The sequence below is a fragment of the Gallintestinimicrobium sp. genome (genome assembly GCF_046968865.1).
GTDB lineage: Bacteria > Bacillota > Clostridia > Lachnospirales > Lachnospiraceae > Gallintestinimicrobium > Gallintestinimicrobium propionicum.
Genome location: NZ_JBKVPW010000001.1, coordinates 348,887 through 367,917, shown reverse-complemented (window position 1 = coordinate 367,917; position 19,031 = coordinate 348,887). Strand labels below are relative to the sequence as shown.

The 19,031-nt window shown below is 46.3% G+C and carries 16 protein-coding genes; 15 read left to right on the top strand and 1 reads right to left on the bottom strand.

Annotated elements, in window-relative coordinates:
- Window positions 1-197 precede the first annotated feature (197 nt).
- The 7 genes from ACLTOQ_RS01565 (at window position 198) to ACLTOQ_RS01535 (ending at window position 10,877) form a co-directional block, all read left to right on the top strand.
- Window positions 198-6,215 carry a DUF6908 domain-containing protein gene (locus ACLTOQ_RS01565; RefSeq protein WP_412318545.1) on the top strand — a complete coding sequence of 2,006 codons (6,018 nt, stop codon included), beginning with the start codon at window positions 198-200 and terminating at the stop codon, window positions 6,213-6,215.
- Window positions 6,205-7,266, top strand: a complete 1,062-nt coding sequence (locus ACLTOQ_RS01560; protein WP_412318520.1) for a DUF3991 domain-containing protein — start codon at window positions 6,205-6,207, stop codon at window positions 7,264-7,266. The genes ACLTOQ_RS01565 and ACLTOQ_RS01560 overlap by 11 nt, the downstream gene beginning before the upstream one ends.
- 20 nt (window positions 7,267-7,286) lie before the next feature.
- Window positions 7,287-7,982: a hypothetical protein gene (locus ACLTOQ_RS01555; protein ID WP_118172950.1), complete on the top strand. Its 696-nt coding sequence runs from the start codon at window positions 7,287-7,289 to the stop codon at window positions 7,980-7,982.
- 17 nt (window positions 7,983-7,999) lie between these two features.
- Entirely contained in the window at window positions 8,000-8,533 is a 534-nt protein-coding gene (locus tag ACLTOQ_RS01550) for a hypothetical protein (RefSeq protein ID WP_118172949.1), read from the top strand.
- A 211-nt stretch (window positions 8,534-8,744) separates the two neighbouring features.
- The gene (locus ACLTOQ_RS01545) at window positions 8,745-9,230 is read left to right on the top strand and encodes a hypothetical protein (protein ID WP_207743155.1); all 486 of its coding nucleotides are present in this window, start codon (window positions 8,745-8,747) and stop codon (window positions 9,228-9,230) included.
- A gap of 17 nt (window positions 9,231-9,247) precedes the next feature.
- Window positions 9,248-10,333: a DUF5688 family protein gene (locus ACLTOQ_RS01540; RefSeq protein ID WP_118172948.1), complete on the top strand. Its 1,086-nt coding sequence runs from the start codon at window positions 9,248-9,250 to the stop codon at window positions 10,331-10,333.
- A gap of 31 nt (window positions 10,334-10,364) precedes the next feature.
- Complete coding sequence (locus ACLTOQ_RS01535; RefSeq protein ID WP_118172947.1) at window positions 10,365-10,877, top strand: hypothetical protein; 513 nt, start codon at window positions 10,365-10,367, stop codon at window positions 10,875-10,877.
- A 174-nt stretch (window positions 10,878-11,051) separates the two neighbouring features.
- Here the strand turns inward: ACLTOQ_RS01535 and ACLTOQ_RS01530 are convergent, their stop codons facing one another.
- Entirely contained in the window at window positions 11,052-11,735 is a 684-nt protein-coding gene (locus tag ACLTOQ_RS01530; protein ID WP_118172946.1) for a type II toxin-antitoxin system PemK/MazF family toxin, read from the bottom strand.
- Window positions 11,736-11,835: 100 nt separating this feature from the next.
- On the opposite strand from ACLTOQ_RS01530, the gene mobP3 reads away from it, so the two are divergent.
- From mobP3 to ACLTOQ_RS01490, 8 genes are read left to right on the top strand one after another with little or no spacing between them, the layout of a single operon-like run.
- Window positions 11,836-13,047 carry a MobP3 family relaxase gene (mobP3, locus tag ACLTOQ_RS01525; protein WP_412318519.1) on the top strand — a complete coding sequence of 404 codons (1,212 nt, stop codon included), beginning with the start codon at window positions 11,836-11,838 and terminating at the stop codon, window positions 13,045-13,047.
- Window position 13,048: 1 nt separating this feature from the next.
- Window positions 13,049-13,369, top strand: a complete 321-nt coding sequence (locus ACLTOQ_RS01520) for a hypothetical protein (RefSeq protein ID WP_412318517.1) — start codon at window positions 13,049-13,051, stop codon at window positions 13,367-13,369.
- The gene (locus ACLTOQ_RS01515; protein ID WP_055169957.1) at window positions 13,366-14,088 is read left to right on the top strand and encodes a hypothetical protein; all 723 of its coding nucleotides are present in this window, start codon (window positions 13,366-13,368) and stop codon (window positions 14,086-14,088) included. The genes ACLTOQ_RS01520 and ACLTOQ_RS01515 overlap by 4 nt, the downstream gene beginning before the upstream one ends.
- 10 nt (window positions 14,089-14,098) lie before the next feature.
- A complete protein-coding gene (locus ACLTOQ_RS01510) occupies window positions 14,099-14,791 on the top strand; it encodes a hypothetical protein (RefSeq protein ID WP_055169990.1) in 693 nt (230 codons plus the stop codon).
- Window positions 14,792-14,805: 14 nt separating this feature from the next.
- Window positions 14,806-15,624 (top strand): hypothetical protein, encoded by an 819-nt coding sequence (locus ACLTOQ_RS01505; RefSeq protein ID WP_195523035.1) that lies wholly within the window; start codon window positions 14,806-14,808, stop codon window positions 15,622-15,624.
- Window positions 15,625-15,635: 11 nt separating this feature from the next.
- A complete protein-coding gene (locus ACLTOQ_RS01500; RefSeq protein ID WP_195523034.1) occupies window positions 15,636-16,343 on the top strand; it encodes a DUF4406 domain-containing protein in 708 nt (235 codons plus the stop codon).
- Window positions 16,344-16,381: 38 nt separating this feature from the next.
- Window positions 16,382-18,604, top strand: a complete 2,223-nt coding sequence (locus ACLTOQ_RS01495; RefSeq protein WP_242854027.1) for a VirD4-like conjugal transfer protein, CD1115 family — start codon at window positions 16,382-16,384, stop codon at window positions 18,602-18,604.
- On the top strand, window positions 18,588-18,938 hold the full coding sequence (locus ACLTOQ_RS01490) for an Mbov_0395 family pilin-like conjugal transfer protein (RefSeq protein WP_412318514.1): 351 nt from the start codon (window positions 18,588-18,590) through the stop codon (window positions 18,936-18,938). Before ACLTOQ_RS01495 ends, ACLTOQ_RS01490 begins: the two co-directional genes overlap by 17 nt.
- Window positions 18,939-19,031: the final 93 nt, after the last annotated feature.

The window sequence follows — 19,031 nt, the reverse complement described above, 5'->3', positions numbered from 1 at the left end:
AGAATATCAGGGAGCATAAGGACTGGGAGGAAGTGCAGAGCCTGTTGACCGATACCGGCGTATTTCCTTTGGAACTGTATGACCGTATCAATCAGGTGTTTGCAAAAGAGACAGATCCGGCTGTGAAAAGGAATGCCGTCAGGGATATTTACCTTGATTACGGACTGCAAAAAAGCAGTGACGGAACACGGGGAATCATGCCGGGAAAGGATGTGGCGGATTTCTTTTTCGGGGAAGAGGGCTTTGTGCGGCTTTCGTGGGATGTGATTACCCATGTGATAGGTTCTCTGATGCAGAACAGCGAGTATATCCCATACCATGAGGAAGAAGATGCCATTGGCGATTTCAATATTCCTGATGAAATAGAAGATATGCAGCTTGGTTCCCGAAAAGACCATGAGGACGGACAGCTCAGCCTGTTTGAACTTTATCCCGGTCCTTACGAGGATGACGGAAAAGGGGGCGACCAGATATTGCCGGAAGAAACAGAGCCGGAGGAAATAAAGAGCGGATATATGCCGTTCCCGGTGGGAAGCCGGATTGCGTATGACGACCGTATCTTTGAAGTGCTTCAGTATCTGGACGATAACCATACGGTTGAACTGGGAGATATAGAGCAGCTACAGGGGCTTCATGGATATAAGGTCATAGAGAGACTGCCGGTAGTCCTGATTGAAAATGCAGAGCTTCTGCAACCCAATTACACAGAGGGAGAAGTGGCTCAGACGGTTGTGCAGTCCGTAGAGGATGGAGATTTTTCGGAAGCAGCAAAGAAACGGATAGAAAACATGAGCCGCATCGGGCAGGCAAATGAGAAGTATGCCATGGATGTGGCAAAGGAAATGGAACAGCGTTTTCGGGACGGTACACTGAATTATCACTATCAGCCGGAGCATCGTCTGTACGAGGGAGGCCCTAAAGCAAAGTTCCGCAATAACGTGGAGGCAATCAGGCTACTGAAACAGTTACAGCAGGAGAACCGTATTGCAACTACGGAGGAACAGATCGTCTTAGCCCGTTTTGTTGGCTGGGGCGGTCTTGCCAATGCCCTGACACCCGGAAAGGAAGGCTGGGAAAAGGAATATGATGAGATTTCAGAGCTGCTGACAGAGGAGGAAATGCAGTTGGCATCGGCTTCAACCCTGACCTCTTATTATACGGATCAGAAAGTCATAGAGTTTATCTATCAGGCACTTTACCAGTTTGGTTTCCGGTCAGGAAACATTCTGGATCCGGCACTGGGGACAGGCAACTTTTTCTCAGCCCTGCCGGAGAGTATGAGCCAGTCAAGACTCTATGGAGTGGAACTGGAACCCATTGCTGGAGGCATTGCAAGGAAATTATATCCGCAGGCAGACATTCTTATCAAAGGGTATGAGGACACAGAGTTTTCCGACAGCTTCTTTGATGTGGTGGTGGGAAATGTGCCATTTCACAATATCAAAGTGAGTGACAGGCGGTATGACCGTTATAACTTCAAGATACACGATTATTTTCTGGCGAAAAGTCTGGATAAGGTAAGAAGCGGAGGCATCCTTGCAGTTATTACCACAAAATTCACCATGGATAAGGAGAATCAGTCTGTGCGGAAGTATATCGCACAGAGGGCGGAACTGATCGGTGCCATCCGTCTGCCGGAAAATGCTTTCAAACAGGTGGCAGGAACAGAAGTGACCACGGACATATTGTTTCTGAAAAAGCGGGAGCAGGAAATCATACCGGATGAAAGGAATACACCGTGGCTTTCCGTGGAAAAAGACGAGAACGGAATCCCCTACAACAGTTATTTCATAGATCACCCGGAGATGGTGCTGGGAACCATGGCACAGGAAACCGGTATGTATGGAAGCCATGATTTTGTAACATGCAAACCATACCCGGATAAAACTTTAAGTGAACTGCTGGAGGAAGCAGTAGGCAGGCTCCATGGGCAGTATGAGGAACCGGCAAGTGAACTATCGGAGGACAAAGACACGGTTATCAAAGAGTGGCTTCCAGCAACGCCGGATGTGAAGAATTACAGTTATACCAAGGTGGGGGACGCTTTCTATTACCGGGAAGATTCCCGGATGTACCGTCAGGAGCTGACAGGGAAAAAGGCAGAGAGGGTAGACGGGATGCTCCACATCCGTGATGCCCTGCGGGAACTGATGGACTTCCAGCTTCACGGCGATCCTGAACTGGGGTGGGAATTGCCCACCATGGAGTATGAAAAGAGACTGAAAGAATTATTAGACCGTCTGAACCGGGAGTATGACAGTTATATAAAAAAATATGGGTATCTCAATTTGCAGGGGAATGTCATGGCATTTTCCAAGGATGCAGATTCTCCGCTTTTACGTTCCATTGAGGAAGAAGTAAAGGACGAGCATGGGAAAAAGGTAAAGGGCGAGTACAAAAAGACAGCAGTATTCCATAAGGCCACGATCCGTCCAAAGAGTATGCCAAAAACAGCAGACAATGTGGAGGAAGCCCTGCGCATTACCATGAATGCCAAAGGAAAGTTTGACCTTGATTATATGCAGTATCTGTACCGTAAGGACGGGCAGATATGCAGCAAGGAGGATATTCTGGAGGAACTGGGGGAGCATGTATATCAGGATCCGGCAAAGTGGCGGCAAGGAGATGCCACGTCCGGCTGGGTGCTTGCAGAGGAATATTTAAGCGGCTACGTAAAGGATAAACTGGCGCAGGCTGTTCTGGCGGAAGAGGAGTACCCGGAGTGGTTTGGGCGGAACGTGGAAGCACTAAAGCAGGTGCAGCCGGAACCGTTAAAGCCGGAGGACATCAGTTTCGTGCTTGGCTCTACATGGATACCGGTGAAATACTATCGGGATTTTATGTATGAGAAGTTTGCAACGAGCAAGCATAACAGGGACAGCAATATCCATATCGAGTTTGCGGAATATACAGGAACCTATTTCATTACTGAAAAGAGGGCTGAGAGAGATTCCATTGCCGCAAATAAAACCTACGGGACAGAACGATTGAATGCCTACGAGATTATGGAATATACCCTGAACCTGAAAACGGTAGAAGTCCGTGACAGGCAGGAGTATGAGGATCCGGAGACTGGGGAAGAAAAGGTGCGGTATGTGCTGAACAAGCGGGAAACCCTGCTTGCAAGGGAGAAGCAGGCACAGATCAAAATGGAGTTTGAATCATGGCTGTTTGCAGAACCGGAGAGAGGGGCTGCATTAACGCAGCTTTACAATGACCGCTTTAACAACATCCGTCCCAGAACCTACAACGGGGATGACCTGATGCTGCCGGATATGAATGATGCCATTACTCTGCGAAAACACCAGCGTGACACGGTAGCCATGGGTATTTACAGTGACGGGAATCTTCTGGTGGCGCATGAGGTAGGAGCCGGTAAGACCATGACAGCCTGTGCTATTGCCTATGAGAGAAAACGGCTGGGAGTATGTAACAAGCCGTTGATTGCAGTACCGAACCATACCTTAGAACAGTGGGCGACAGAGTTTATGCGGCTTTATCCTAATGCCAATATTTTAGTTGCAACGAACAAAGATTTTGAAAAGCCACGTCGGAGACGGTTTGTAAGCCGTATCGCCACAGGGGATTATGACTGTATCATCATGGGACACAGTTCCTTTGAACTGATCGCTCTTTCAAGAGAGCGGCAGTTAGCTACCATGCAGGAGGAGATTGATGAAATCACAAAGAAGATAGACGAAATGAAGATGCTTTCCGGGAAAACATGGTCCTTAAAACAGATGGAGATATTCAGGCATAATTTACAGGACCGTTTTGACAGGCTCTATAATGCAGGGAAGAAAGACGGAACGATTTCCTTTGAGGAACTGGGCGTGGATAACCTGTTTGTGGATGAGGCCCATGCCTATAAGAATAATTACAGCTATACCAAGATGCAGAGAGTGGCGGGCGTGGGAGGACAGAGCAGCCAGCGTGCCATGGATATGCACATGAAATGCCAGTATATCAATGAAATCACGAATGAACATGGCGTGGTGTATCTCACCGGCACACCAGTATCTAATTCCATGTCGGAACTTTATGTTATGCAAAAGACTTTGCAGCCTTCCGAATTAAAGCGCAGGGGACTGCTTATGTTTGATTCCTGGGCAAGCACCTTCGGCAAGGTGGAATCATCGCTGGAAATCAAACCCGAAGGCTCAGGCTACCAGATGAAAGCAAGATTTGCCAAGTTCCACAATCTGCCGGAACTGATGTCCATGCTGTTTTTAGTGGCAGACATCAAGACAGCGGATATGCTGGACCTGCCGGTTCCGAAACTAAAAACGGGAAAAATGCAGGTGGTAAAGACAGCTATCACGCCGGATCAGAAAGCCATCATGGAGGAACTGGTGGAAAGGGCAGAAGCAATCCGTAATAAGGAGGTAGACAGCAGTCAGGATAATTTCTTAAAGCTGACAAACGAGGCAAGGCTGCTTTCCGTGGATCCCCGTATTCTGGATGAAACGCTGGATAACGATCCTGACACCAAACTCAATGCCTGTGCCAGAGGTGTGGCAGAAATCTACCATGACACTGAGGAGCAGCATTCCACACAGCTCATTTTCTGCGATAAGGGAACACCGAAGGCGGACGGCAGATTTAACTTCTATCAGGCACTCAGACAGGAGATGGTGCGGCTTGGAGTGGAGGAAAAAGAGATAGCTTTCATACATGACGCCAATACGGACACAAAACGGGCAGAACTGCTGGAAAAGGTACGGAACGGAATTGTCCGTGTACTGCTGGGAAGCACGGAGAAGATGGGAACAGGATTGAATGTGCAGGATAAATTGATAGCATTGCACAATCTAGATGCACCATGGCGGCCGGCTGATCTGACGCAGCGTAACGGGCGCATCCTGCGGCAGGGAAATGAAAATGATGAGATATCTATCTTTAATTACATCACGGAGCAGACCTTTGATGCTTACCTTTGGCAGATACTGGAACAAAAGCAGCGGTATATCAGCCAGATCATGACTGGCCGGAGTGCGCTTAGGAGCTGTGAGGATGTGGACGAGGTAGTGCTTCAGTATGCCGAGTTCAAGGCTCTTGCTGTATCGGATCCTAAGATTAAGAGGAAAATGGAGGTGGATAATGAGGTCTATCGCCTGCAGACACTGAAATCGGCTTGGAAAAGTGAGCATACGGACTTGCAGAACAAGATTACGGTCTATTATCCTCAGGAAATTAAGAAATGTACAGAAAGGATAGAACATAGAAAAGCCGATGCAGAGCTGTATCAGAAAGAGGTGCCGCAGGAGTTTTCTATTACCTTAAATCACAGGCTGTTTGACGAGCGGACAAAGGCGGGTGAATATCTGAAGATGCAGATGGCAAATCTGGGGCATGAGGCAGGAGACACCGTATCAGCCGGGACCTACGCCGGTTTACAGGTAATGCTGAAAAGAGGAGCATTTCAGGATGTACTTCTCTGCCTGAAAGGGGAAGGCAGTTATCAGGTGGATGCCGGTGAATCTGCACTGGGAAATATCACAAGGCTTGAGAATCTTGCAGAGAAGATACCGCAGTATCTGAAAGATGAGGAGAGGAAATTGGGAGAACTGAAAGAACAGTTTGAAGCGGCGAAAGTGCAGGCGGAGCGCCCCTTTTCTGAGGAAGAAAAGCTGTCGGAGTTTCTGAAAGAACAGGTATCCCTTAATCTGGAACTGGAATTTGCGGATGCAGACGAGGAAGGAATGGAAAAAGCGGGAAAAAGCCATGGAAACAGTATCTACCGGAAACTGCGTAAGCTGGCACCGGAGTTATTTGAGGGTACATATACTTACATGAAATTCAAACAGGACGGCTTTGATGACCTTGTGCTTGAAACCATCGGAGAGAATGAGTACAGTATTGCACACTATTATACACAGAATGGGGACAGGATGCGTGATCCGGAGATTACGTTCATGCTGGACGATACGCAGCGTTGTATCTATGCCTTATCTTACACGCAGGATAACATGGGCATCTATTACGAAACCGGGGACAGAACCGAGAAGCAGATGGAGGATCTGATGGGATTTTTCGACCAATGGATGGCGAATATCAAGGAACAGGGATTTACCTTATATAAGGCATACGGAGAAGATGCGGAATACACGAAAGAAGAGGAACATACAGAAGAAATGGGATATACTGTCATCAGTGCAGATAATTTGAAGCAGATGAATAGATTTGATGGGGAAGATATGGAAAATGAGCGGTAGATGGAAAGGAGAAAAGCAGTTGCAGGTACAGCAGAGGGGCAGACCAATGCCCTTTACGGAAGAACAGATGCGGCAGATTTATAATACGAATATTATAGATTTTGCGGTAAGGAATGGTTTTGAGATTGAGAAAAGTGATAAGGCCACGGTTCATGTGAAGCACAACGGGGGATTGTACCTGTTCAAGCATGGCCGTGGCTATTATTCATTTACGGAAGAACGGGGCGGTGACATTGTTGAATTTGCAATGAATTATCTGGGACTGAAAAAGAGGGAGGCTATGGAACAGATACTGGGGTGCAGGGCTTATGAACGGACCGCCCATGTAGTTTCACCGCAGGAAAAGGCAGAAAGGGGAACGATGGTATTACCGCCCAGGGACACGGACGACCGCCGAGTATTTGCGTACCTGACAAAGACAAGAAAGATTGATCCGGAAATTGTGCAGACCATGATGAAACAGGCAAAAGTATATCAGTCAAGACAGGAAATAGGTGGCAAAGTGCGCCGGAATTGTGCGTTTGTCGGGTATGACAGCAAGGGGACACCAAGATACTGCGCCCTGCGTGGTCCCAGTGCAGGCAGCAGTTTCCGGCAGGATATGGAGAACTCGGATAAGACCTATGGTTTTCTCATGGAGGGAAAAAGCAACCGTGTCTATGAGTTTGAGGCACCTATTGATGCCATGAGCCATGCCACGCTTTATAAGCTGCGGGGATATGACTGGAGAAAGGACTACCGGATATCGGAAGGCTGCCTGTCAGACAGGGCACTGAAGCGGTTCTTAGAGGAGCATCCCAAGGTCAATGAAATCGTGTTCTGCTATGACAATGATGTGGATGGGAAACTTGCAGACGGTACACCTCACAATCACGGTCAGGTAAGGGCAGGAGAAGCGAAGAAGCATTATCAGTCATTAGGGTATAAGGTCGCCATACAGACACCCACAGAGAAAGATTTCAACAAAGTGTTGACTTCTCTTTATGAACAGCCTAGACAACAGCAGAGCATGACGGAAGACCAGGAAGATGAGGAGGGGCTGGGAAGGTGAAGAAAGACTGGAGGTAGAGAATGAGACCGGTATATGTATGCCAGTTGCCGGATGAGATGCAGAGAGAAATAAGGGGAATCTTAACCCGGCTTCTTTTGTATCAGTGCGGAACGGAAGAAAAAGCGGAAAAATATTTTGACATGAGTCTTGTAGATGCGGTGCAGCTTGGCATGGATTCCAAGATTGTTGACATTGACTGTGTAGCAGACTCTTTTAAGAATGGCAGCTATATTGACGGGGAGGTGCCGGAGAATATAAGAAAGGACGTGGAACGACTGGCAGAGATCATTCGTCTGCGGACAGAAATGGAAACAGACAGTCCGTTTCTTTATCATGCCAAGGAACAGATTGACGGGAGGGAATATTATGAGCTGGTAAATGTCCTCTGGAACCATGGAGAAGATGATTATGGCTTATGGCAGGTGCAGATCCCGGTCTATTTGGTGCGGAATATCCTAAACAGCCCACAGAGCTTTATAGGCGATGTGGATGAGATTATGGACGGCGTACCTGTGGAGCAGGAGCCGTCCGACAACACGCTGCATTTCCTGTTTCCAAGGGGCGGAAAGATAGCCTGCTGCAGTATGAAAATGGAGGAAAAGTTCTTTGAGGAATACAGCACCCATGGTACATCCGTGAGAGGGAGCAGGGCAGATATCCGGCAGGACTTGGCAGCATCCTTGGAAGTGGACGAGACTTTTCAAGAAGAAAGATAGCGGGAAAGGAGCGGTAAATGGAAAAAATAAGAACCTTTGAGTTAGACCGGTGGAGTGAGCCGGATGAACAGCATCGTGTAAGGCATATCGGAATGGCGGATGCAAAAGAGACATTTGAGAAGCTGGAGACCCATCTGAAAGAAAAGGGAATGCTTCCGGACGAGTATTTTCTTTACGATGTGGATATGAGGACGAAAGCAAGGGAGTTGCCGGACTTCAATTTTGCCATGTGTGTTCCTAATTTTGGCGGCAGTGAAGGGATTTATCTGGATATTGACCTGATTTACTGTGATGAAGATGGAAAGCAGAAAAGCCTGCGGTTTGCTACGGGAAAGACTTTGCAGGAAGGAGCAGATGCGTTCTTTTGGATGTCCCGGATTGCTGCAGAATGTTCCCTTATGCTGAATGGGCGTGGGCGTACCTATGAGAAGCACAATGTGGAGCTTGTGCTGAAGCCGGAAGAAGCGGAAGCGGTGGAGTATTTTGCTAAGCTGCTGCGGGATAGGGCGTCTGAAGAAGCCGAGGCAGAGGACGAGGGCATGGAGCCGTAAGATACTGTTTTTCCGCTTTTTAGGAAAAAGGCTGCTCTGCGGCCGGGTGTGCCTGTGGCACACCCGCCTTGACACCAAGCTGAGCTTGTTGGTTAAGGCGGGAATAGGCGGGTTCCACACCGCCGGAAAACAGCTTGCAGGCAAAGCCTGCAACGGGGTTATCTCATATTGTGTGGGGTTCCTGTCAGAACCCTTGCAGGAAGAACCGTAAATGGGAGGTGGAAGTATCAAAAAGCCGACACAGAAGCGTTCTATCAATTTTACAACGGAGACTTTGGAAACGTTGGATAAGTTGGCAGCCAAAAACCATACCACGACATCGGAATTGGTGCGGGGATATGTGGAGAAAGGGCTTTCCATAGAGGGAAGCCGTGAGGATATAGATTTTATTGCCCGCATCATCCGGCAGGAGATTACAGCAGTATATCATGTGGACGAGATCAAGGCGATTGCAGACCATGACACGGATCGTCTTGCAAAGATGCTGATGAAGATAGGAAAAATCAATGGAGCAATCTTCTTTCTTCTCATTAAGGTTCTGATGAACCTTGCCAATGAGGGGAGTGAGGACGATTTCGACCAGATGCTTTCCGAAGCGGTCAAGCTGGGCGTGGATTATATGCAAAAAAAAGATTTCCAAATCAACAGTTTCCTACAGGATACATCGAATCTGTGGGAACTGGCTGAAAAATTATAGAAAAAGGAGAATGAACCATGACGTATGAAAAATTTATGGAACAGGTAAAGGAGCAGATTATGTCTTTTTTGCCGGAAGAATACGCAAATGCAGATGTGACAATTCAGGAGGTTAGTAAAAATAATAATCAGAAATTTCATGCAATATGTATTAAACGTCCAGAGGACAGAATTGTTCCCAATGTTTATCTTGAAGATTATTATCGGACATATGAGGATGATGGGAATATGGAAAATATTTTGACCGCTATTGCCCGGATATACAAAAAAAACATGGAAAACAATGAAAATTTGCTTCCGTTTGAGGTAAAGGACTACGAGAGTGTGAAAAACAGATTGTATGTGGTGGCATTGAATAGAAACAATAATCAGGATTATTTGAGAGATGCTGTACGCAGAGATATCGCTGAAACAGATATTACATCCGTTGTGCGTGTTTTATGCACAAACAATCAGGAAAAGGGAATGTCGAGTTTCATGGTTAAGTCAGGTATGCTGGAAATGTGGGGAATCTCAAGAGAAGAAATATATGAGCAGGCACTAAAAAATACGGAAAGAATTTTTAAGCCGGACATGAGGAACATTAAAGAGATTTTGCTTTCTGGTTGTATGGGAACACTTTCGGAAGAAGAACAGGAGGGATTTCGTAGCTTTCTTAATCTGGATATACCAGAGCAGGATCAAAGGGCAGAAAAAAGCAAGGAAATCTTACCCTATGAACAGTATGTCCTTACAAATATAGCCCAAATTAATGGTGCAACAGCCATACTTTATCCAAATTTGTTACAGGAAATCGGGGAAGCAACACAAAGTAATTTTTTCATTCTTCCCAGCAGTATCCATGAAGTTATCCTGATGAAGGATAATGGAGATATGAATGCGGAGGAACTTCAACGCATGGTAATGGAAATAAATAGAACACAGGTTGCACCTGAGGAAGTGCTGTCTGATGAGGTGTACAGTTATGATTACAGACAACAAAAGCTGACTATGGCAACCAGTCCCATACAGACCAAGGAACTTCTAGATCAAATAACAGGAATGTGTGATCATGATGATTTCATGGAAGAAGAACAGGAAGCGGATTTATGTATGGGAGAGTAGTTATTAAGTGATTATTGGGAGGAGGGCAAAAGTGAATCAGGCACAAAGATATGAGCATCTTGTAGGGCTGACCGAAGGGAAGAAACTGGATTCTGACTATCGGGCAGCCTTTTACATTTTATCCAGTGTACCGGAGCTTTTTGAGGTCGCAAAAAAATGTGTGGATCCATATGGTATTTCCTTTGACAAAATCAAAAGATCATGTAAAGGAAATCTGGAGGAGTATCAGAGCCAGCTTTTGTCTATGGCACATAACCTTTTCTCATGGAACAGCAGGACGACCGCCACGCCCCATGAACTGTCCCGTCTTACCTATCCGTGGATGGAGATTGCCTGCAACGCTATCTTCATATCCAGCGGAGAGGTTTCTGTGCTGATACAGGAGAATGAAAGTGGGGAGCCAAATCTGGTTTTGGATGCAACACCTTATGAGAAAACAAAGAGGATATACAAAGGATTGCAAAGAATGGGAGAGCGGCTGGCGGACCAAATGGAAGAAGCAGATGCAGAGGAAAGGGAAGGAGAGGAAGATTGGGAACGGTAGAAAAGCAGTGAAAACGGTATCAAATATATTATAGTACGAAAAGAAGCCGCCATAAATGACGGCTTCACGGTTACAAAATTACCAGGATTGCTCCTGCGTTTACATCATCATACTAGCACAAAGCAGCAGTGATGTCAAACATTTTGTAGCAGTAATAAAGTATGCAGAAAAAGCCTAAATGATACCGCAGGAAACCAGTTTTTCACGGATTTCCTTTAATACGGCAGGCTTTACATCGCCAAACTTCTCGAAGTGGACTCTGGAAAGGCTGACCTGTGTAATCCTTGTTACATTTGCCCAGCGTGGCATTTCGGGAAAACCGTAGACCTTATCAACCATTATATTGTAGTCCATGCTTTTGGGCATCTGGGAAGATAAAGGAATAACGATAAGGGAATCCTTTAAATTTTTCAGTATGATTGCCGGATGTCTGCCGCCAAATTCCGTGCCGATGTTATAACCGAAATCTACCCAGATGACAGCTTTCCGAATCAGTACAAGAGAGCGCATAATCAGTTCAATATCCGTTTCCGGCACGATACTTTTTTTGACAGCAATCACATATTTATCGGTAGCTTTGTCGTACTGATAGTATTTTGACACTACTGCCTGTTTATCGCTGTGCAGCCACTTAAATGCAGATGGCTTGATGACATTGGGCAGGGCGGAGGAGGGTATTTGAAAGGCTTTTTCATTCAGAATCAGATTTGTTTTTAAGGAAGTCCATTTATAGTATTCGTTGGCAAGTTTGACGTTTTCCGGTTCTTCCGGATTAATCTTCTGAAAATGATTTTGTAACGAGGAAGCCATTTCATCAAAGGAATGGTGCGTATCTTCTAATGTTGCTGTATGTTTCAAGGCAATTCTCCTTTGCAGATTTGTATTCCTGATTTTAGCAGATAATGTGACAGAGTACAACAAAATAATACGGAGAAAGGTAGCAGAAAGGTAGAAAATAATGTCAATCTTAGTGTATAAGCAGCGTTTCCGGCATCCGAACAAAAAGGACACACCAGGAGCAAACTATGCACATGTCCGGTATATTGCAACCAGACCAAGGGTTTTGAAGAATGAAAATATGAATCATGGGCTTTTCGGAAAACTGGAGCCGGGTGCTGTTACGGAATTTGGGGACTGGAAGGACGTGGCGAAGTTATCTTATGCCAATTCTAAAAAGGGAATCGTCATGTACCGCAGCGTGGTGTCCTTTGCAGAAGATACAGCAAAAGAGCTTCTTCTAAAGGATCAGAAAAGCTGGCAGAGATATATGGAAAACCACATAATGACGATTGCAGGAAAAAATGGCATCAAACGGGAAAACCTGCAATGGGCGGCTGCAGTGCATTGGGAAAAGAGCCACCCTCATATTCATGTGGTGTTCTGGGACAAGTCTGTAAGAGTAAAGAATCCGTTTACACCGCTGCAGATACCCAATGCCATCCGAAAGCAGATGATAAAGGACACTTTTGCGGAAAAGATACTTGCCTTTGCAAAAGAGAAAAATCTTGCAGTACAGGAAATGCGCCGGATAACGGATGAGCTGGTGGAGGAATTTGAAGAAGAACTGCGGTGTAAAAGCCCCGGCAGATTTCAGGCAGCGGAAAAATGGTTTGAGGAAGAACTGGAACAGGGAGTCTCTTTTGATAAAAAGATACTATCGGAACTCTCAGAGAGGCTCTTTGTACTTCGGACTATGATACCGGAACACGGGAGAATTGCTTATGGGCTTTTACCGCCGGAGAGCATGGAAAAGACGGACGAATTGGTACAATTCCTGCTTTTGGAGATACCGGAGATCAGGAAGTGCTTTGAACGGTATGTAAATGCCAAGTGCAGCATGGTGGGACTATATGCTGCGGATGAGGAATGGCTTTTACAGCAAAAGAAGAAGTTTGAAAAGGAAGCGGAGAAGATACTGGCAAACCGGGTATTATCCGGTGTTAAGGCGATATGCAGACTGGAAAAGGAGAAAAGAGGAGAGGCATACTTAAAGAGCCACAGAGAATATCTGGCATCCAGAATGATTATGGAGGCTCTTGATATGCTGGCGCAGGCGGCTTGGAAACAGGAAGAAGATTTCCTTGACGGACAGGGTATGTCGGGAGAACTGTCGAAGGAGGCAAAAAAAGAATTGTTCCTAAGAAATCAGGATAAAGGATATGAACATTAAAATGATAAATAAAATTAAAAGTCAGGGGCATCCGTGCAGAGGATGTCCCTATGTTTTTACTAGGGGTGGCACAGACTGCATCATGGATGCCGTTCCGGGGGACTGTGCATGGTATTTTTACAAGCGGCTGATGGGACATACGGACGCAACCATTCCTTCTGAAGAAATCAGAAAACAGTACAGGGAATATGTAAAAAGACAATCCAAGGCAGAAGAAAAGCTGGAAAGAGGGATTGATATGCTTCTTGAAGTCGCAGAACTGAAATATGGCAGGCAGTACGCACAGTCTCTGAAAAAGAAGATGAGAGGAGGTACAGATTGAAACTAAAGGATGTTCTGCTTATTACAAATAATAATAAGGGTACGGAATATAAGTATCTTTCAAGCATGAAGGACTATATGACAGTCCTGTTTAGGGCATTTGAGGGTTCGGAAACAGAACTGGCTCATGCGGTGCAGGAACTGTGTCAGACAAAGGAGAACAGCCAGTATGCAGAAGTATATCTGGCGGCAAATAAAACCTTTCATGCCAGATTTTGCAGTGATGAATGGGAACTTAGGAATTTCCTTGGGGGAAACCATAAAATGACAGAGGGAGAGGTCAGTTTTGACAAAGACCGCTGTACAAAAGAATGTCTGGATGTACTGACGGCCTACAACATGGACCATGAAGGCCATCCTCTGATCGGGGCGCTGCATTATGAGAAAATGGAATATGATTTCAGGCAGGGCGAGGTACTGCATAACCTGAACGGAAGTGATTACAGTGTGCTTATGGTGTTGAATCAAAATGACCTGTTTCTGATGGCATTAAAAAGCGGACAGTTTCTAATCGCAGAGGGTACAAGGGCATATGCAAGATATCCGAAAGAAGGAATTTGCTCAGAGGACTGTATTGTAAGAGGAATTGAGTGGGACAGAGGAATCTATTTGGGAAACAACCTGTCAGAGATTGATATGGACAGTATTCAGAAAGAATATGGTATAAACCGTAATGAAGTACAGGAAGAAACCGGTATGGATGAAGAACCGGAATGCTGAAAGGAGAGGCATGAAAACAAAAGTTGAATTTTACAAAGCATTTTTTGAAGAACTGGAAAAAAAAGGCTTCGGGGTGGCACAGCCTTCCTCACCGGATTATGTGGTGGATATCCAGTTTAAGGGAAAGACCATTGCATTTTATACGAAAGTAGACATGATCGAAAAGAACCCCTTTGTAGAGGTGCCGGAAAAGCAGATGGAACGGCTTTGGAGCATGGCAAGGGCAACCGCCAGCTTATGCGGTATCTGTTCCGACCAGCCTTACGAGGAGGAAAAGGCTGAGAAACTGAGAAATGGAGTGATGAAGCTGAATGAGCATAACGGCGTCATACTTGCCTGTAAGCAGCATCCATTGTTCGGATATGTGCTCTCTACCTACAAGCAGGATGCACAGAATGAGAATAAGCCTATTCAGAGGCAGTATTTCTATAACAGGGAGGAAGCCTTTGAGAGCTTCGCTACAAGAAGCGGGCTGGTGGATGAGAGGAAACTGTTTACGGAAACGCAGTTGCAGCTTATCCATGCGGGGCTTGTGAAATTACGGACCATGGACGAGGAGCTTACCGAGGAAGATATGAAAACAGTCGGGGAACTGGTAAACAGGGTAGAGGAGATTGTGCCGGAACTGCACCGGGAGGAGCGGAAATTTGACGTTTCAAGACTGCTGGATGCTCTTTCCATGGGTAACGGCATGGAACGATAGGAAGGAGGAAACTGATGCAGCCACAGGGAGACAGCATCTGGGGCAACATCAATCTTTGTATTGAGATTGCCCTGAACATTTATTACTTATGCGGAGAGAAAGGCGAGGGAATTGTGATCCCAAAGGAACAGGCAGAGAAGGATTTTTCCCCTGAAACAGTTGCGGCGGGAAAGGAGTCGGATGGGTATCTTTACTATCCCAAAGGGGAGGCAATGGAAATGTTCCGGCATGAAATGCTGCAGAAGCGGCTGGTTATGATAAAAAATATGGAACTTGCGGCCACCGAACAGATGGAGGCAGTCAGAAAAGGCGGGCAGGCAGCAGCTTTAGCACGTTTTCAGGATATAGAGCCGCCGGGGGACAGGGGAGAAAATAAAAAGCGCATCTGGAACGGAATCTACATACTGAACGGAGAAGAACAGAAGATTGCCGTCCATGAGAGGATTGCAGAGGCTTTTTTAACACCCTATGCCTGTGAGTTTGGCAGGCGGGAAAATGGGTATTTCTATTATACTCTGCAAAGTGCGGCACTTCCCCTGTATGAGTTAAAAGGGGTGGTCCCGGAATGTCAGGAAATGATTGTTTCCGAGGAAAGCCTGTATGCCACTATCTGTACCCATTATCCGGCATACAGGGAGAGGTACAATGCGCTAGTGGCACAGGAGCAACAGATCCCACAGATAGACGCACCGGCAAACCTGTTTTTGCAGGAGCAGCTTGACAGGGGGCAGACAGAAGCGGATGAGGAAACTGTACATGAGGAAGCATTTGCAGAGGAGGAGGCGGATGAGGACGAATATGGAGAGCAGGTGGATTATGGATTTGGCGTATGAAAGGGGTGCGGATGAAACTTGTCTATATCGCAAGTCCCCTCCGTGGGGAAATTCTTTCGGAGAAGGATTATAGTAAAAACATAAAGAAAGCAACAGAATACTGCGAAAAAGCCTGTTCCCTTGGCGTGCTTGCCTTTGCACCCCATCTGTATTTTACACAGTTTTACAATGACACGATACCGGAGCAGCGGGAAAAGGGACTGGAAATGGGGCTTTCCATGCTGGAAAAATGCGAAGAACTATGGGTAATGGGGAAAAATATCAGTCAGGGCATGAGGGGTGAGATTGCCCATGCAAAAAACCTTGGCATCCCCATCTATCATGTAGAGATGCCGGATGACATTATGTATTATCCGGTCAGTGCGGACAATCATGCACTGCTGGGGCAGCATTCTTGCATGCCGGACAGCCGGGATAAGGACTATATGGGAAAAATCCTGGTGATGAATTATGATGCCCTAAAACCGGAATACCGGAGCAGACCATATCAGCTATGGTTTGCTACCGGCGGCTTTGGGTGCAGCCCTACAGCCAGGGGCAGGAGGGTTTTTGCCACCAGTCTTTATGATGGGGAGCAGAGCAGCTTTTACCGACAGGATTTTGCAGGGATTATAAAGCCTGAAGTCTGGGAAGAAGTACAGGGGCAGTATGATTTTCAAATAACCACTCAGGAAGTACATAAGGACAGTGAAACGCCGCAGGAAGGAATGGAGACATAAAAAAGAAAGAGAAAATCATTTTAGGAAGCATTTTGATAGTGTTTGGAACAATATTCAATCTGTTCTTTACCGCTGCCCTGCACCGGATATTGTCAGGACAGATGAAAACCTTTGCACTGGTGTCGGTTTGGGAGTGTGTGGCAGGGCTTTTCACGAAGCCAAAGCAGGGGATGCTGTTTTTATCCTTTGAGTGTTTTGTGCTGCTCTGTACCGTACTGTTCTTTACGCAGAACAGCAGATCTTATCAGTCAGATCTTATGAAAGTGACGGATGAAATCGAGATACCCGTACCGGTGGGGCAGTTCCAGCATGGTTCTTCCAGATGGATGAGGGAAGAGGAAAAGGACAGAGTGTTTGAGGTATGTACCATAAGCCCCACAAATCCGGTCATAAAAGAACTGATTGACACCGGGTATGAGGGGCTTGATTTTTTAAAGGATAGTGAAATGGTGGATATCAAAGCTGCAGGAGAGCCGGAGGACAGAGAGCTTTCCGGCAGCTTTGTTCCAATAGATGAGGAAACAGAAAAAGAAGCAGACGAAAGAAAGGAGAATGAGGAGACAAAAATAGAGGAAACGGATGAGGGCTACGAGATAGTAGAGTATGCCTACGAAAAAAAGGAGCCGGAGCAGGGAAAAGATGTGCCTGCCTGTGAGGAAAAAAGGAAAGGAGACGGACAGGATCCCTACCGTATTCTGAAAGAAGGCGGTATCGTGATAGGTATGACGAAATGTGGGCAGAAGGAAAAGATACATTATATCGCAGACGATACCCACACGCTTACCATAGGTGCAACCCGTTCCGGCAAGACGAGGACGCTGGTGCTGCAGTCCATTTGTCTGATGGCACTGGCGGGCGAGAGCCTTGTTATCAGCGATCCCAAGGCAGAACTGTATCAGTATGCCGCACCGTTTTTAGAGAAACTTAGGTTTGATGTTATCTGCCTTGACTTCAAGAATCCGGAAAAGAGCAGCCGTTACAACCTGCTCCAGCCCATCATTGATGCAGTGAACCGGGGAGAGATGGATAAGGCAGAGATGTACGCATGGGACATCACGAATATCCTTGTGGGCGATAATACCAGCAATGAGAAGATATGGGAAAACGGCGAGAAGTCCACGATTGCGGCGGCAATTCTCTGCGTGGTGGTGGATAATGCCAAGCGTCCGGAATACCAGAACCTTACCAATGTGTATTGGTTCGTGGCGGAAATGTGCAAGGCGGTTGGAAACAAGACACCCATGCAGGAGTATGTAAAGAAGTTAAGGCCGGGGCATCCGGCAAGGGCGCTTCTGTCAATCTCTGATGTAGCACCCAGCAGGACAAAGGGAAGTTTTTATACTTCGGCACTGACGACTTTAAGGCTGTTTACTTCAAGGGCGGTCTACTCCATTACCCATAAGAGCGATTATGACATAGCAGATATCGGAAAAAAGAAGCAGGCATTGTTCTTTATCCTGCCGGACGAAAAGACCACCTATTATCCCATTGCAAGCCTTATGGTGTCGCAACTCTATGAACTGCTGGTACACCAGTCGGATGAAAGGGGCGGCCGGCTCATAAACCGGGTAAATTTTGTCTTAGAGGAATTTGGAAACTTTACCAAGATCAATGACCTGACGAACAAGCTGACCGTAGCGGGCGGTCGTGGTATGCGGTTCCATTTCTTTTTGCAGAGCTTTGAACAGCTTACGGAGAAATACAACAAGGAAACAGCTGCCATTGTCAAGTCAAACTGTCAGAGCTGGATTTATCTGCAGGCAGACGATAAGGAAACCCTGTCTGAAATCAGCGATAAGCTGGGGAAATACACTTGTTCCGGCTATCAGCTATCCAGCCAGCACGGGCGGTACGTCAATCCATCTTCAAGCAGCACTGTAAGTTTAGTGGCAAGGGATCTTCTGACAACGGACGAGATACGGAGAGTGTCAAGACCATATCAGATCGTGGTATCACGTTCCCACCCGGCAATGATGGTTTCTCCCGATCTGTCACAGTGGTATTTTAACAAAATGCTGGGACTTGGAGACAAGGAGCATAACCGCAGGGTAAGGGAAGAACGGGAGCGCAGGAGGCCGGTACTCACCAGCGTAAAGGAAGATATACCTTTATGGAATATCTGGGTTTATTACACGAAAGATCTTCAGATGAAGGAAGAAAAGCAGAAACAGCAGGGACTTCCGGTACAGGCAGGCACCCTGTTTTCAGAGAAATTTATGCGGAGAGGAGGAAAGCTGACGGGAAATGAAGAAGATGAATAGATGGTTACAAAGATGTAAGGCGGCAGGAAAGACATTTCTTGCCGCTTTTGCCGTGTTTTTGCTGAACACACAGACTGCCTATGCAAGCGGTATCAGTGAGAGCAAACTGGCAAAAGGAACAGAAAAGCTGATCGGGGATGCCACAACCTGGCTCATGGTGCTGGTACCGGTCGTTGCGGGACTTCTGATTATTTATTTCTGCATCAGGAGAAGTGCGGCGGACGAGATGGATCAGAAAAAGTGGAATAACCGTATCGTGGTTGCCATCGTGTCCTGCATCGGGGCAGTAATCGGAAGTGCAACCTTAAATATCATTATTGGTTATTACCAGTAATGCAGACAACCTAAAAAATAAATTTAAAATTCGGAGGAATGAACACTATGAGAAAAATCAATGACACTATGAACAGACTGGCGGTAGCAGCTT